Source organism: Rhizobium rhododendri, assembly GCF_007000325.2.
In the GTDB taxonomy this organism is placed as follows: Bacteria; Pseudomonadota; Alphaproteobacteria; order Rhizobiales; family Rhizobiaceae; genus Rhizobium; species Rhizobium rhododendri.
Genome location: NZ_CP117267.1, coordinates 2,642,763 through 2,657,943 on the forward strand (window position 1 = coordinate 2,642,763; position 15,181 = coordinate 2,657,943).

General features: G+C 62.5%; 18 protein-coding genes. 5 read left to right on the forward strand and 13 right to left on the reverse strand.

Going from position 1 to position 15,181, the window contains the following annotated elements; genetic code table 11:
* Positions 1 to 8 precede the first annotated feature (8 nt).
* The 9 genes from PR018_RS12800 to PR018_RS12840 form a co-directional block, all read right to left on the reverse strand.
* A complete protein-coding gene (locus tag PR018_RS12800; RefSeq protein ID WP_142830320.1) occupies positions 9 to 1,160 on the reverse strand; it encodes an efflux RND transporter periplasmic adaptor subunit in 1,152 nt (383 codons plus the stop codon).
* Positions 1,161 to 1,204: 44 nt separating this feature from the next.
* Positions 1,205 to 1,807, reverse strand: a complete 603-nt coding sequence (locus PR018_RS12805; protein WP_142830318.1) for a TetR/AcrR family transcriptional regulator — start codon at positions 1,805 to 1,807, stop codon at positions 1,205 to 1,207.
* Between the two features lie 225 nt (positions 1,808 to 2,032).
* The gene (locus PR018_RS12810) at positions 2,033 to 2,464 is read right to left on the reverse strand and encodes an OsmC family protein (RefSeq protein WP_142830316.1); all 432 of its coding nucleotides are present in this window, start codon (positions 2,462 to 2,464) and stop codon (positions 2,033 to 2,035) included.
* 241 nt (positions 2,465 to 2,705) lie between these two features.
* Entirely contained in the window at positions 2,706 to 3,968 is a 1,263-nt protein-coding gene (locus PR018_RS12815; RefSeq protein ID WP_142830314.1) for an ABC transporter substrate-binding protein, read from the reverse strand.
* Between the two features lie 49 nt (positions 3,969 to 4,017).
* On the reverse strand, positions 4,018 to 4,446 hold the full coding sequence (locus tag PR018_RS12820; RefSeq protein ID WP_142830312.1) for a hypothetical protein: 429 nt from the start codon (positions 4,444 to 4,446) through the stop codon (positions 4,018 to 4,020).
* On the reverse strand, positions 4,443 to 5,495 hold the full coding sequence (locus tag PR018_RS12825; protein ID WP_142830310.1) for an aldo/keto reductase: 1,053 nt from the start codon (positions 5,493 to 5,495) through the stop codon (positions 4,443 to 4,445). Before PR018_RS12825 ends, PR018_RS12820 begins: the two co-directional genes overlap by 4 nt.
* Positions 5,496 to 5,616: 121 nt before the next feature.
* A complete protein-coding gene (locus PR018_RS12830) occupies positions 5,617 to 5,970 on the reverse strand; it encodes a TIGR04076 family protein (protein ID WP_142830308.1) in 354 nt (117 codons plus the stop codon).
* 1 nt (position 5,971) lies between these two features.
* Positions 5,972 to 6,460 (reverse strand): DUF3830 family protein, encoded by a 489-nt coding sequence (locus PR018_RS12835; RefSeq protein ID WP_142830306.1) that lies wholly within the window; start codon positions 6,458 to 6,460, stop codon positions 5,972 to 5,974.
* Between the two features lie 8 nt (positions 6,461 to 6,468).
* Positions 6,469 to 7,197 carry a GntR family transcriptional regulator gene (locus PR018_RS12840; RefSeq protein WP_142830304.1) on the reverse strand — a complete coding sequence of 243 codons (729 nt, stop codon included), beginning with the start codon at positions 7,195 to 7,197 and terminating at the stop codon, positions 6,469 to 6,471.
* A gap of 118 nt (positions 7,198 to 7,315) precedes the next feature.
* On the opposite strand from PR018_RS12840, the gene PR018_RS12845 reads away from it, so the two are divergent.
* The 5 genes from PR018_RS12845 to PR018_RS12865 are packed head-to-tail and all read left to right on the forward strand — an operon-like array spanning position 7,316 to position 12,066.
* Complete coding sequence (locus tag PR018_RS12845; RefSeq protein ID WP_142830303.1) at positions 7,316 to 8,116, forward strand: ABC transporter ATP-binding protein; 801 nt, start codon at positions 7,316 to 7,318, stop codon at positions 8,114 to 8,116.
* Positions 8,113 to 8,874, forward strand: coding sequence for an ABC transporter ATP-binding protein (locus PR018_RS12850; protein WP_142830301.1), 762 nt, complete (start codon positions 8,113 to 8,115; stop codon positions 8,872 to 8,874). The genes PR018_RS12845 and PR018_RS12850 overlap by 4 nt, the downstream gene beginning before the upstream one ends.
* Entirely contained in the window at positions 8,871 to 9,779 is a 909-nt protein-coding gene (locus tag PR018_RS12855; protein ID WP_142830298.1) for a branched-chain amino acid ABC transporter permease, read from the forward strand. Before PR018_RS12850 ends, PR018_RS12855 begins: the two co-directional genes overlap by 4 nt.
* Complete coding sequence (locus tag PR018_RS12860; protein WP_161990965.1) at positions 9,776 to 10,765, forward strand: branched-chain amino acid ABC transporter permease; 990 nt, start codon at positions 9,776 to 9,778, stop codon at positions 10,763 to 10,765. The genes PR018_RS12855 and PR018_RS12860 overlap by 4 nt, the downstream gene beginning before the upstream one ends.
* A complete protein-coding gene (locus PR018_RS12865) occupies positions 10,762 to 12,066 on the forward strand; it encodes an NAD(P)/FAD-dependent oxidoreductase (protein ID WP_142830297.1) in 1,305 nt (434 codons plus the stop codon). Before PR018_RS12860 ends, PR018_RS12865 begins: the two co-directional genes overlap by 4 nt.
* Before the next feature lie 79 nt (positions 12,067 to 12,145).
* Here PR018_RS12865 and PR018_RS12870 read toward each other — a convergent pair whose 3' ends face one another.
* The 4 genes from PR018_RS12870 to PR018_RS12885 all read right to left on the reverse strand — a co-directional run bounded on the left by PR018_RS12870 (position 12,146) and on the right by PR018_RS12885 (position 15,168).
* Positions 12,146 to 12,862, reverse strand: a complete 717-nt coding sequence (locus PR018_RS12870) for a Bax inhibitor-1/YccA family protein (RefSeq protein WP_142830295.1) — start codon at positions 12,860 to 12,862, stop codon at positions 12,146 to 12,148.
* 20 nt (positions 12,863 to 12,882) lie between these two features.
* Positions 12,883 to 13,650, reverse strand: coding sequence for an anti-sigma factor family protein (locus PR018_RS12875; RefSeq protein ID WP_142830293.1), 768 nt, complete (start codon positions 13,648 to 13,650; stop codon positions 12,883 to 12,885).
* Positions 13,637 to 14,176 (reverse strand): sigma-70 family RNA polymerase sigma factor, encoded by a 540-nt coding sequence (locus PR018_RS12880; RefSeq protein WP_142830554.1) that lies wholly within the window; start codon positions 14,174 to 14,176, stop codon positions 13,637 to 13,639. Before PR018_RS12880 ends, PR018_RS12875 begins: the two co-directional genes overlap by 14 nt.
* A 65-nt stretch (positions 14,177 to 14,241) precedes the next feature.
* Positions 14,242 to 15,168, reverse strand: a complete 927-nt coding sequence (locus PR018_RS12885; protein WP_142830292.1) for a bestrophin family protein — start codon at positions 15,166 to 15,168, stop codon at positions 14,242 to 14,244.
* Between the last annotated feature and the right edge of the window lie 13 nt (positions 15,169 to 15,181).

Here is a 15,181-nt window from a genome sequence, read left to right on the forward strand (position 1 = left end):
GAGTGCGATCAGCGCATGACGGCCGCAGACGCAGCAGCGTCCACAGGCTCTGCGGCGGCGGCCTGCTGTCCACTGCCATCGGGTAGCTTGACCTGCATGTTTTCGGCCATGAACTGCGTGCCAGCGGCGACGACGAGATCGCCGGCCTTCAGGCCATCGGAGACCCGGACGCCGACCCCGGTAAACTCGGCAAGCCTGACGTCCTGCGCATGCACGGTGGCCGTTGTCCTGTCGACCAGCCAGACGACCTTGCGTCCGTCCTTCTCGGCCAGCGCACTGAGCGGTATGGACACGAAAGGCACGGCGTTTTCCGCTGTCGCCTCGACGGTAGAAGTCATCCCGAGAAGCACGCGCGGGTCGTTCGGCAGGCTGATCCGGACTGAGAACGTGCGCGATTGCGTATCGGCGCTGCCGGAGACCTCGCGCACCTTGCCATCGAACACGAGGCCGTCGTTCGCCCAGAAACGGGCCTTGACCGTCTTGCCGACGCTGAACTGGCCAACATCGGTTTCCGGCACGGCAATAGCGACTTCCTTCTCTCCGTCGACCGCAACGGTGATCACCGGCGTGCCAGTGCTGACCACCTGGCCGACATCGGCATTGACGGCGGTGACGATGCCATTGAGATCCGATGCGAGACTGGCATAGGCGACCTGATTCTTGGCCTCGTCGAGCGACGAGATGGCCGAATCGCGCGTTGCGACGGCCTGGTCGTAAGCCAGCTGTGCCTGCTCGAGTTGCGACTTCGAGGAGACGTTCTTATCGAACAGCTGCTGGGCGCGATCGCGAGAAAGCGTTGCGGTCTGGACCTGCTTCTCGGCGGAAAGACGATCCGCCTCAGCGCGCTTGACCGCCAATGCGTAGTCCGTGGCATCGATTTTCGCCAGCACATCGCCCGGCTTCACCCGCTGACCGATATCGACGCGCCGCTCGACGATCTTGCCGCTGACGCGAAAGCCGAGGTTCATCTCGGTTCGGGCCCGCACGGAGCCGGAATAATCCAGTGTCCGCGTTGTTTCCGCCTTGGCAATCTCGACGACCTTGACAGGGCGAATGACAGGCTTGGTCTCGGCCTGCTTCTCGTTGCAGCCGGAAATGACGGCAGCAGCGATGAGGAGGACAAAGGCGGATGAAAGGCGCAGTTTGATGGGCGAAATCATGATCGCACTCCTCGGTCGACGGCGGATGGACGGCAGCAGGCAAATTATCTCAAGGCACGAATGGCGTATTCCACGAGATCGTCGGGCATCGCCCGGTTCTCCTTGGCAAGGCACTGCGCCACCATCTGCGGGTGACAGAGGGTAACCGTTGCTGCGCCAAGACATTTCGACGCGATGTGGGGGTCCTGTTCGGCAAACTCGCCGGCAGCGATCCCTTCGGAAATGATACCAGCCATGACGTCGTGGATGCGGTCGATGTGCTTTTCGATGACATGCCAGTCACGCTCGATGGCGACGACGACCATCTCATGAACCTTCTCCTCGTCGAGCATGGTATCGAGAGTGAGCTTGTACTGGCCATGGACGAGAGCACGCAGCCTGTCGGCGGCACTCGCCTGCTTGCGCGCCGCGCCAAGGGCGAGCTCATAACCGGTATCGAGCATCCGCCCGCAGAGCGCCTGGTGGATTTCGACCTTGGAGCTAAAGAAGCGATAGATGTTTGCCGTCGACATGCCGAGATCCTTGGCGATGTCGGCCACCGTTGTCTTGGCATAGCCGTAGTGGCGGAAAAGCCGCTCGGCACAATCGAGGATGCGCGCAACATTCTCCTGGCGGTTGACCTCTGAGGAATCGGCGATGGCGTTCATAAGGCACTTTCGATTTACGACTGACGAAATTCTATTTTCGTCAGTCGTAAATCGAAAGTCATACTTTGTCAACGCATTGCCAGGCACCTGGCACGGGTTTCACTGTGCGGGAGTTCATAGCCGAGGCGCGCGGAGCTCGGAGCTCGGAGCTCGGAGCTCGGAGCGCACGACGCATAAAAAATGCCGGACCATTGGCTGGTCCGGCATGTCAGGCAGCAGTTTTTCTTAGGAGAACTGCACGTCGAGCGTCATTGGCACGGCGGCAAGCGCTTTTGATAACGGGCAACCGGCCTTCGCCTGTTCAGCCAGTTCCTTGAACTTGGCCTCGTCGGTGCCGGGCACGCTTGCAACCAGCGTCAGGGCGATACCCGTGATACCGAAGCCGCCTTCGACGCTTTCCAGGGTGACCCTGGCAGTTGTCTGCATGCTGGTCGCTTTAAGGCCAGCGCCATCGAGGATGCCGGAAAGAGCCATCGTGAAGCAACCGGCATGGGCAGCACCAATGAGTTCTTCCGGATTGGTGCCGGCAACGCCTTCGAAACGGCTGGCATATCCGTAAGGATGCTCCTTCAGAGCGCCGCTCTGGGTGCTGATCTCGCCTTTTCCATCCTTGATTCCGCCAGCCCAGTGGGCCGAGCCCGTGCGTGTGATCTTCATGTGGTGCTCCTTATGATTGGTTGTCGGGAGACGGCGGCTGCCGCTCCAGGGCAATCGATCGGAAAAACCTAAAAGGCTCCCCCATTGGCAATATAAGGTTTTCCCCGCAAAAGACGACCGCGGCAGCATGAAACTTCAAAAACGGCCACGGCTTCTTTTCCAAGGCACAAAAAACCCCGCGATCCGATTGGCTCGCGGGGCTCCTGGTAAAGGCGGATGTGACTGCACTGCGCCGAATGCACTATTTGTTCAGCGTCGCCTGCAGCTTGTTGACGTCGTCCGTCGACATCTCACCATCGGTGGCGACCTTGCCATCGGCAATCTTCCAGAGACGGAACGGGCCAGTGATATCCCCGTATTTGTCGAAGGCGACGGGACCGATGACGCCTTCGTAGCGGATCGGTTTGCCATCCTTGATCAGGCCGAGTGCCTTGGTGAACTCTTCCTTGCCGGCATAGATAGGCGTGCCCGAAGGATCGACGGCCTTGTAGATCGCGTCCTTGATTTTGGCAGGATCTTCCGAGCCGGCAATGGCGATGGCAAGCCCGGCAATGGCACCGGCATCATAGGAGCGGTCGGCTGCCGGATTGGATGGCTCGATACCCGAGAAATCCTTGTAGTTCTTCATGAAATAATCGGTCGAGGCCGTCGGGCTGGTGCCGGAAGACGTGCCGTAGGCTTCCTTCAGGTAATCGGCGCCGACAGACTCGATGAAGTCAGGGCTGTTCATGCCGTCGTTGAGCAGGAATTTCTGCACCCCGCCCTGCGACACCCAGGTACGGGCAATCGTCGCGCCGTCGACCGGGGTGCTGATCAGGTAGAGGCCATCCGGGGTGCCGGACATGGCAGCGGTGACCTCGGAGGCATAGCTCGACTGCTTCTCGTTGTACGGCGTGTCGGAGATGATCGTGCCGCCGAGCGCCTTGTAGGCGCGCGAGAATTCGGCCGACATGTTGACGCCGAAGTCGCTGTTGACGTGGATGATGGCGAGCTTCTTGAAGCCCTTGTCGACCGCGTATTTAGCAGCGGCGACGCCCTGCAGTGCATCCGAGGTGATCGTCCGGAAGAAGATGCCGTTGGTCTTGCCATCGCGCCCGAGCGCCGTCAGCGTCGGCGACGAGGAAGCAGGCGAAATCTGGACAACCTTCGCAGGAGCAGTAACCGAGGTCAGGATCGGGATCGACACCGACGAGATGATACCGCCGATGATGACGGGCACCTTCTTCACCTGTACTAGCTGCGTTGCCGCATCGACAGCGACGTTGCCCTGGCTCTGGCTGTCGCGGGTATCGGTGACGAGGTCGCAGCCGCGCACGCCGCCGGCAGCATTGAGGTCGCGGAAGGCCATTTCGACCGACTTGGCGCCGGCCTGGCCGTATTCGCCGGCAGGACCGGTCAGTTCCATGACGAGGCCGACGGTGATCTTGCAATCGGCGGCATTGGCGATGCCAGCGGCAGAGATCAGGCCGAGAGCGGTGGTTACGGAAAGAAGCGTCTTTTTCATGATTGTTCCCCTTGTTAGGTACGACTTCTATTTTTACGCAGTAATCCTGTCAGGTCTCCGGTGTCTGCAACCAGGTTTCTTGCAGATGCCGCCATTGGACGCCCGATGGCGCCGATGAACTCGCGGTAAAAAGGGCACTCGCCTGCCGACGGGACCGGACGCCCCTGCGGCACTGCACCTCGACATAAGTGACGACGACAGTATCGTCAGTCTGGAAGCCCGCGCGGATGTCCTCGATGTCGATCGAGAAATCACCATGGAAGGTGGCGCGATTGGCCCGGATCAGATCGATGGTCGCCGCCCTGTCGAAAACGCGGCCGGTCGGCGGTATCATCTGGAAGCCGTCTCCGAACGCCTGCTCACAGCGTCCGAAATCCGTCAGGTCAGCCGTCGCCGCATCGTACCAGCCGACGAAGAATTCGTGGAAGGCGATGACCTCGGCGCGGGCACACTCGAAGAGTGACTGATCCTGGCTCATACTTTCCCCGCGTTGAGATTGTAATGCATGATGGAGCCATGCCTGCCGTTTCGGTCGCGTTCCAGCGTGTAGACGTCACCGAGGGGGCCTTTGCTTTCAGCGATAATCGCTTCGATCTGCCCCATGTCGTCTGCCGAAAGCACGATATCCATGATGCCGGCATTGGCCAGCGCATGCGCCTGATTGCGGGCACCGACGATGACAGCTGCGACCTGCGGCTGACGCAGCACCCAGGCGCTGGCGACAGTGGCGATATCGACGCCATGTCGGTCGCCAATGACCTTCAATGTCGAAAGCAGCGATTGAAACAGGTCCCAGCCGCCGAAGTCGTCGATGATCAGCTTGTATTTCACCAGCGACCGGTTCTCGAGCGGCATCTCCGGCTCCGGCTGGCCCAGCCACTTGTCGCTGAGGAAACCGCCGGCAACCGAACCGTAGCACAGGAATTTCACATCATTCGCCGCAGCCAGCGCCGTCAGGCTGTTGGCCGGCCGCTGGTCGAGGACGGAATATTGCAGCTGCTGGCTGACCAGCGGGATACCCGCCTTCAGGATCTCGGCAACATGCTGGGTGTCGAAATTCGTAGTGCCGACATTACGGACCTTACCCTCCCCGTGCAATTCGTTGAGCCAGCCCAGCGCATCGAGATAGCCGTCAAGCGAGTAATCCCACCAGTGGAACTGCACAAGATCCAGGCGCTCCGTGCGCAACCGCCGCAGCGACTGCTCGACGATGCCACGGATATAATCGCGGTTCATGTTGCCGAGCTTCTCGAGATCGGGCACCAGCTTGGTGTGAACCTTCATCTCGGCCGCCGCCTCGGCCCCGCGCTCATTGCGCAGGCGGTCCCGGGCAGCGCCGATCAGTTCCTCGACGCCGGTGTAGATGTCGGCACAGTCGTATGTCCTGATACCGGCATCGTATGCGGCGATCAGGTCGGTCACGGCCTGATCGCGATCGATCGCCCCATGGCCACCGGCCAGCTGCCAGCCACCGCGAATGACGCGGGAAATGGCATAGCCGGGGCGAAGTTCGAAGGTTTTCGTCATGTCATGCAGCTTTCAAATTGGTAGAACGGTGGAGCGCGAAGGGCTCCCCCTCATTTGCCCTTTGGGCATCTTCTCCCCACGGGGAGAAGACAGATATCGCTCCTGCGCCGCGCGCCATCATTCAGGCCTCGTCACCCGGCAGCGGCACTGCCGTCGTCTCGGCATGGCTGAAACGACGCTTGCCCGTGCGCACGATCCTTAGCCGGCTAGCGCAGTTCGGGTCGGGACAGGCGATTTCGGCATCCGAGGTCATCCAGTCGTTCCGGTGCGTCGGCCGCTGCTTGGCGGCCAAGAGCGGCAGCACGGCGGAAATCGAATAGATGGAAAATCCCTGGCCTGCAGGCATCGACAGCATCTCGCCTTTCAGCTCGAAATAATCGCCCTCCCTGGCGCCGCAATAGATTGGCTTGCCCTCCGGGATGACCGCCTCGACGCGCAGGTCGTAAAGCTCGAAACTGTCGTCGGTTTCGCTCACCTCAAACCTCCGTCAGCGCGAAGGTGACGTCGCAGCCGCCGTTGCGGCGGATGATGCCGCAGGCGGCAGCGAAATGCTCGCGCTCCTCCGGCCGCACCTGCGCCATGACGGTGCCGGCCAGCCAGCCGATCGGGAACAGCAACCGCGCACCCTGCCCGTAGAACAGGCCGATGTCGAAAATGGCGTTGGGGCTGCCGCCCCACATGCGCGCCGGCACGTAACTCAGCACAATATCGCCCGGCTGCGGCGTCACCGTAGCGTTCTCGGCCGGCAGCGCAGTTGCATAGGCGGCCCCCTCGAGATGAGCCGCCGGGATCGGGCAGGAGATTTCCGGGCCGGTCCACATCGCATGGATGCCGGGCACGATGCGCGGCTCGGACAGATATTGCATGAAGAAGGCAACGTTCTCGGGCGCCTTGCCGGCCAGCAGCGGCGCGATCACGGACAGTCCGGAACGGGGCTCGGTGATGTGGATTGCATTCTGGCTCATGATCGGTCTCAAATCCTGGCTGCGTCTGTCTGCAGCTTGTTGCGCAAAAAGGTGAAGGGCCGGCTGATATCGGCGACCAGCGCGGCCCGTGCCGCGTCGGCATCCTGGGCGGCCAATGCCGCGACGATGCTGCGATGGTAATGGGCGGTATCGACCTCGCCGGCTTCGGAGAAGGCATAGATCGCCACCCGGATACAGGGGCCCGATTGCAGCCACAGGCTTTCGATCATGGGGATGAGCACGGCCGAGCTGCAGGCCCGGTATATCTCGAAATGGAATGTCTGGTTGAGCGTGACCTCGCGGTCCACGTCCTTCTTCTGCTTCAGGGCGCGCATCTCGTCCCATTCGTGCAGCATGCCCTCGATGACCGTGATATCTTTCGGGCCCATGCGTTTTGCGGCCAGCGCGATGGCCTCGCCCTCTATCAGGATACGGGCGCGCAGGAGGTCGTCGATACGCTCCAGCGTGATCGGCGGGACACGTACCGAGCGATTGGGCAGTGCCTCCAGCGCCTTTTCGGTGATCAGCCGCCCGAGCGCCTCGCGCACCGGCATGGTGCTGGTAACAAGCGCATCGGCAAGTCCGCGGATTGTTAGCACCTGGCTCGGCTCGAAAAGCCCGCCGATCAGCGCCCTGCGAAGCTCGGAATAGACACGGTCCTGAACGGTTTCGCGGCCAACCGGGGCCAGTTGGGCGGCAATCAGATCATTGCTTTTTTCGGCTGAGGCCTTTTGCATTGCGATCCCGTTTTTGACTTGCAGAACGAATTAAAGCTGAATAGCGTGATCAATGCAAGTGTGATCACAAATCAAAAAATCAGGGTGCGACAACGATCGTTCCCGGCCAGAGGGATCCATGAGTTTACCATCTGAACGGCAGGGGGAGGATACCCGGGAGCCTGTTCTGAGTGCGAGGAATATCGTCCGCCGATTCGGCGGCATCGCCGCCGTCAACGACGTATCCTTCGAAGTGCGGCACGGCGAAATCCTTGGCCTGATCGGCCCGAACGGCGCCGGCAAGACGACGATGTTCGATCTTCTCTCCGGCAGCGTCCTGCCGACGAGCGGCGAAATCCGACTGAACGGCACAGTCGTTTCCGGCGAATCCGCACACCGGCGCATCGGTCGCGGCCTCGGCCGCACCTTCCAGATCCCCCGCCCGCTCCCCAACATGACACTGATCGAAAACGTCATGCTCGCCGCCCAGCACCAGACCGGCGAAAAACTGTTTGCCAACTTCCTGGTGCCATGGCGCGTTGTCGCCGAGGAGAAGCGCTCACGCGAAAAAGCGATGGAGCTGCTCGATCTCGTCCTGCTGACGCGGCTGGCCCACGAGCCCGCCCGCGTACTCTCCGGCGGCCAGCGCAAGCTTCTGGAACTTGCCCGGGTGATGATGGCGGATCCCGCCATCATCCTCCTCGACGAACCGGCGGCCGGCGTCAACGCCACCCTGCTCGAAGTCATCATCGACCGCATCCGCGATATCAACGCCCGCGGTATCACTTTCCTGCTGATCGAGCACAATATCGACATGGTCACCCGGCTCTGCAATCGCGTACTGGTCATGGCTGGCGGCCAGCTGCTCTGCCAGGGCACGGCGGAAGAAGTGGCGCGCGACCCCCGCGTCATCGAAGCCTATCTCGGAGGTGCGGCATGAGCGAACCCGTTCTCCTCGTGCGCGATCTCGTCGCCGGCTACGAGCCCGGCGTACCGATCGTCCGTGGCGCCTCGATTACCGTCAACAAGGGCGAGATCGTCGTCGTGCTCGGTCCCAACGGCGCCGGCAAGTCGAGCTTCATCAAGGCTGTCGCCGGCCTCGTGCCGATCGCCGCCGGCACCGTGCTTCTCGACGGGCGGGATATCACTGCGGCACCGGCCCACATGATGGTCCGCCTCGGCCTTGCCTTCGTGCCGCAGACGGAAAATATCTTTCCGCAGATGTCGGTGGACGACAACCTGAAGGTCGCCTGCGGCATCCTGAAGCCGAGGGACGTCCCGTCCCGCATAGAGGCGATGTACACCGCCTTTCCGGACCTTGCCCGCCATCGCAAGATCGCCGCCGGCAATCTTTCCGGCGGACAGCGGCAGATGCTCGCCGTTGCCCGCGCGCTGGTCGTCGACCCCAAGGTGCTCGTCCTCGACGAGCCCTCGGCTGGTCTGTCGCCGAAATTCGTGTCGATGGTGTTCCAGATGCTGACCGAAATCCGCAAATCCGGCGTCACAATCCTGCTGGTCGAGCAGAATGCCAAGGCGGCGCTGGCGATCGGCGACCGCGCTTATGTGCTGGTCGAAGGCAAGGACCACCATGAAGGCATCGCCTCCGAGCTTTGGAACGATCCCGTCGTGGCCGAACTCTATCTGGGCCAGCGCCCGACGCAGCCTGCCAGACCGACCGAGACCGGAGGTGCCGCATGAACCTGCAATTCATCATCGACGGATTGCTGACAGGCTCGATGGTCGGCCTCGGCGCCATCGGCGTCACGCTGACCTATTCGATCCTGCGCTTCTCAAACTTTGCCCATGGCGACTTCATGGCCTGGGGCACCTACGCCACCCTGACCGCAGTCAGCGCCATCGGTGCGATGTTCGGCAAGATCGCACCGATCGGTCCGTTTTCCTTCGGCTGGCCGCTGATCGTTGCAGTGGTCATCGGCATGGCTTTTACCGGGCTGATGGCGCTGCTGCTCGACAAGATCCTGTTTGCGCGGCTGCGGGCAAAAGGCCAGACAATCATCGTCGTGATGGCCAGTTTCGGCGCCTCCATGGCGCTGCGCAGCCTGCTGGAGTTCATCTTCACCTCGCGTCCGGCCTATTTCAGCCGCTCGATCCAGATCGCCATGCCGGTCGGGTTCGGCATCCGCATCACGCCCGACCAGATCGTGCTGCTGCTGCTGACAGCATTTCTGGTGCTGGCGGTACACCTGCTGATGACCCGCACGCAGATCGGTCGCTCGATGCAGGCCGTCAGTCAGAACCCGGCGCTCGCCCGCGTCGTCGGCATCGACGTCGCCAAGGTGGTGCGCGTGACATGGTTGGTCGGCGGGGCGCTTGCCTGCATGGCCGGCGTCATGATCGGCATTCTCGTGCAGATCCGGCCGCTGATGGGCTTCGACATGATGCTGCCGATGTTTGCCGCAGCCATTCTCGGCGGTATCGGCAGCGTGCCCGGCGCTGTGCTCGGCGGTCTGATCATCGGCCTGACGGAAGCCGGCGCCGTCCAGTTGATCGGCGCAGAATGGCGCGCGGCGGTCTCCTTCGTCATCCTGATGGCGGTGCTGCTGGTCCGGCCGATCGGCCTCTTCGGAGTGAGAGAGAGATGATGGACATTCTTGGCTATGGCGCCTTCTTCCTGACGACGGCGCTGATCTTCTCGCTGATCACCCTCGGCCTCAATCTGCAATGGGGGCTGACCGGCCTTTTCAACGTCGGCCTCGCCGGTTTTGTCGCCATCGGCGCCTATACCTCGGCGCTGCTGACGACACCCGATACCGTCGGCCGCTTCGGCGGCTTCGACATGCCGATTGTCGTCGGCTGGCTCGGCGCCATGATCGTCACCGCCCTGGCTGCCGCCATCACCGGCGTCGCCACGCTGCGGCTGAAATCTGACTACCTTGCCATCACCACCTTCGGTGTCGCCGTGGTCGTGCAACTGGTAGCTTTGAATGCGCAGAAACTGACCGGCGGCCCGTTCGGCATCGGCTTCATCCCTCGCCCCTTCGCAGCACTTGCCGAAACGCCCGTGCTCTTCAACTTCTCCAACCTCGCCGTCGTCGCCGGAGTCACGCTCATTACCTATCTGGCACTGGAGCACCTTGCCCGCAGTCCATGGGGGCGCGTGCTGAAGGCCCTGCGCGAAGACGAGCGGGCCGCCATCTCGCTCGGCAAGAGCGCCCGCTTCTACCGCGTCCAGGCCTTTGCCGTCGGCGGCGCCATCATGGGGCTGGCCGGCGCCGTGCAGGCACATTTCATCGGCTTCATCGCGCCAGACAACTACATGCCGACGCTGACTTTCCAGGTCTGGACCATGCTGATCGTCGGTGGTTCCGGCAGCAACAAAGGCGCCATCCTCGGCAGCGTCCTCGTCTGGGCGATCTGGGCGGGCTCCGGCGCGCTGACCAGCGCAGCCTTCCCGACCGACCAGCAGGCCCGCGCCGCCTCGCTGCAGATCGTCGCCATCGGCGTCATGCTCTGCGTCATCCTGCTGGTGCGCCCTAACGGCATCCTCGGCAACATGCCGCGCCGCTTGCGCTGGTTCGGCAAGAAGCAGCCGCCGGCCATGCCCGACCAGAATGGTGCCGCCTCGTGAGCAAAGCAGACACCGCATCGCCGGACGCGCCGTCCCTCTGGCACGTCGTCGGCCGCAACCGGCGGCACCGGCCGCAACTCCAAGGCCCGCTCGATGCTGACCTCGCCATCGTCGGCGGCGGCTTCTCCGGCCTGTCGACTGCGTTGCATGCGGCAGAAAAAGGTCTTTCGGTGATACTGCTGGAGGCCGGTATCATCGCCTGGGGTGCCACCGGTCGCAACGCCGGCTTCGTGGTTCCAAACTTTGCCAAGGTGGACCCGGATAACGTCATCCAGCAACTGGGCCCCGAGCGCGGAAAGCGCCTGGTAGATTTGGCAGCGGGCAGCGGCGACCTGGTCTTCGAGCTGATCCGCCGCCACGCAATCGAGTGCGCCGCGCAGCAGAGCGGCTGGATCCAGCCTGCCCATTCCGCTAACGCCCTCGAAAAAGTACAGTCCCGCGCCGCGCAATGGCAGGCCCGCGGACGCCCGGCGGAAGTCATGGACCGACAGACGATCCGCGACGTGACCGGTGCAGACGGCTATTTCGGCGGCTGGACCGACAAATCCGGGGGCGTGCTCAATCCCGTCGAATATGCGCGCGGCCTTGCCGACGCTGCGGAAGCGGCTGGCGCCCGTATCTTCGAGCGCTCGCCCGTCTCAGCCATTGGCCGAGCAGCGGACGGTTGGCTGCTGCAGACGCCGACGGGCAGCCTGCGCGCCGGCAAGGTCGTGGTCGCGACAAATGCCTACGGCGGACGGCTCAATCCGGAACTCGCCCGCACCTATTTTCCATTGAAGGTATTCCAGGTCGCCACACATCCGCTGCCGGCCGCAATCCGCCAGCGGCTCCTGCCGGCAAATCAGTGTGTTTCCGATACCAGGCGCAACCTCTTCACCTTCCGCTTCGATGCCGACAATCGGCTGATTTCGGGCGGTATGCACATCTTCGGCCCTGGCGCCGACGCCCGTGTGCCAGCAACAATCCATCGACGCATGGCCGAAAAGCTCGGGCTCCCCGATCTACCGCCGCTGGAATTCAGCTGGTCCGGTCTGGCTGCTGTCGAACCGGATTTCCTGCCGCATCTGGTCGATCTCGGACCCGGACTGATCGCCGGCTTTGCCTGCAACGGACGCGGCATCGCCATGACGACGGCGATGGGCAAGGAGCTTGCCGCCTGGGCAACAGGTGCAGATGCCCGTGATCTTGCGATCCCCTTCGGACCGCCGGCACCGATACCGTTCCATGCTCTCCTGAAGCACGCGCCCAATGCGCTGCTGCCGTGGAGCATGCTGCAGGACCGGCTGGACGAGCGAGCCTAACCCCAAACGCAATGCGCCCGCCGATCCCATGACAGATCGACGGGCGCCCGCTCACTCCTGGCCCCACCAGGAGGAGCTGTTACTCGCGGTCGCCCGTAAAGTTGAGCAACAGCTGGAAGATGTTGACGAAGTTCAGGTAGAGCGACAGGGCGCCCATCACAGCCATTTTCTGCTGCGATTCCTGGTCATAGTTCTCGGCATACTGTTCCTTGATGTTCTGCGTATCCCAGGCGGTCAGGCCGACGAAGACGGCGATACCGATCACGGACACGGCAAACTGCAGGACAGTCGAGCCGAGGAAGATGTTGACGACGCTGGCGATCACGACGCCAATCAGGCCCATCATCAGGAACGAGCCGAAATTGGCGAGATCCCGCTTCGTCGTGTAGCCATAGAGACTTGTCGCGCCGAACATGGTGGCTGCGATGAAGAAGGTGCGGGCGATACTGGCGCCGGTGAACACCAGGAACACCGAGGCGAGCGATAGTCCCATGACTGCGCAGAAGGCCCAGAACATGGCCTGCGCGCCGCTGGCGGACATCGACTGGATCTTGAACGAGAAAAACAGCACGAAGCCGATCGGTGCCAGCATGACGACCCACTTCAGGGGCGACGAGAAGATCGGCACATAGAGCGCCGGCGTCGTGCCGACGACGAAGGCAACGAGCCCCGTCACGACCAGACCGATAGCCATATAGTTGTAGATGCGCAGCATATGCTTGCGCAGTCCTTCGTCGAACAGCGCCTGGGTGCCGGCGTTAACGCCGAAACCGGAGCGGGGATTGATCGGATTCATGATCTGTCTCCTTGATTGCGTTAATAGAGTGTCCGGGAAAGCCGCTCGGCCTCCCCGTCGAGATTGTTGGCGGCGGCATCGGCAACCAGCGCGTAGGCGACATCGCCGATCTGCCAGTAGGATGCCTGCACGCCGTCGAGGGCGATGTGGTCGACCTTGGCGACGGCAAAACTGCCTGGCCGGACTGCAAACAGCGACAGCCGCTTGCCATTCGCATCGACGGTAACTTCGATGCTCGGTCCGAAGGCCGACGGATAGATTTCGGCATCGGCCACCTTCCAGTCGGCCGGCAACGTCGGCATGACGATTGCGGTTGCCGCCCGGATATCATCCGGATTGTAGTTGGCCGACTTCGGCTGCGAGGCGACCTGCGCCCTCAATGCCGAGGTGCGGAAAGCCGCAACCGCATCGTCGACGAAAGCCGGCGGCGGCACGGATGCCGAGACCTCGGTGGCCGAGAAAGCGCCGAACGAATTGTGTGCCACCCAGCCCGATGCCACCAGAACGGCAACGGCAGCAATGCGCTGCAATGACTGCAATACGCGACCGTAGGCAAGCCCACGCTCCAGACGACGGGCGGCCTCGCGGGTCTGCACCCCGCCGGTTACGGCCTCCGTCGCCAGTGCCAGCCGCAATTCGCCGCGCAGGCTTAAGTCGGCCATGACCTTGGCAGCCGTTGCCGGATGTTCCGACAGGTAGGATTCCACCGCTATGCGCCGCGATACATCCAGTTCGCCGTCGACATAGGCATCGAGATCGGCGTCGATGATCGGATCAACTGACGTCATGATCGTTCCCTCCGATAACACGCAGATGCGACGCAGCCGGCGCCTTGTCCTCGAAATCCCTCAACTGGGCGCGCGCCCGCGAAATTCGCGACATCAGCGTGCCGACAGGTATGCCGAGCGTCGCTGCGGCCTCGTTGTAGGACATGTCCTCGATGGCAACGAGATGCAGCGCCGCACGCTGTTCTTCCGGAAGCCTGAAGAAGGCGTCACGCACCTGCGACAGCCGGACGGCATGCTCCTGGCCGGCCGCCAGCGACTGCTCCATCTCGACGGCCGCGCCATCATGGCGCCGCGCCATCGACCGGTCCCGACGCAGGCGGTCGATATGGGCGTTATGGACGATGGAGAGAAGCCAGGAGCGCAGGTTTGCGCCGCGACGGAAGGTCGACTTGCGCTCATAGGCCCGCAGCAAGGCATCATGCACGAGGTCTTCCGCATCGTCGGCGTTGCGCACCAGCGAACGGGCGTAGCGTCTCAGGGATGAGAGCTGTGCCAAGACATCGAATGTGCGTCCGTTGCGTTCCATGACCCAGTATACGGACACCGATGCGAACTTATTCCCGGCACGATCAAAAAAAATCGCAATGCGGCTTACATCAGCACGAAATTGGTGGGCGTCGGCAGCGGTGGCAGATCCGTCTCGCCCATGGCTTCTCGCAGATTGTGCTCGATAGCATCGGCAAGCGCACCGATCGGCAAAGCATTCGCCTCCTTGCTGAACGGATTTTCGAGCTCGTCACCGAGCGCATCGAGGCCGAAGAAGGTGTAGGCGATGACCGCCGCCGCAAACGGCGTTCCCCAGCCGAGCACGTCGACCGAACCGAACGGCATTAGGAAGCAAAACAGATAGGCCGTGCGATGAACCAGCAGCGTGTAGGCAAACGGCAACGGCGTGTTTCGGATGCGCTCGCAGGTCGCCGGCACAATTGCCATGTCGGTGATTGTCCTGTCGAGCATCTGGTACTGGATATCTGTTATCCGGTCGCTCGCCCGCATTCTTGCCAGATCGGCCGACATCAGCCGCATCAGCATTTCAGGCCTGTTCGATGCAGCGTGATAGAGGGGCTGGACATCGTCCGGCAATAGCCGCTCGACCTTGCTCTGGTCGCCCTCCGGCCGAAGATGCTGGACAAGCGCATGTGGCATGGCCATGGCCAGCGTCAGCAGGCTACGCCTGACCCGCCGCCCCTCCTCGCCGTGCAAGGCTTCCAGCAGCAAGGTCTGGCGCGAAAACGTCCGTGCCGCGTAGACCAGTTGTCCCCAGCTGTGCCGCGCCTCCCACCAGCGTTGATAGCAGGCGTTGTTGCGGAACGACAGAAACACCGAAAGCGCTGTGCCGAGCACGGCGAACGGCACGCCGCTGACCGACAGGATCATGCCCGGTCGCTCGTGATGGCCCCAGGTGATGAGGCAGGACATAACGAAAATCACGATGATCTGCGGCAAGATGCGGGGAACGATCGATCCACGCATGATGAAGAATAGCGGGAGTAGCCCCGGGCGCTCGCGGACGATCATGGTGGATGCTCTG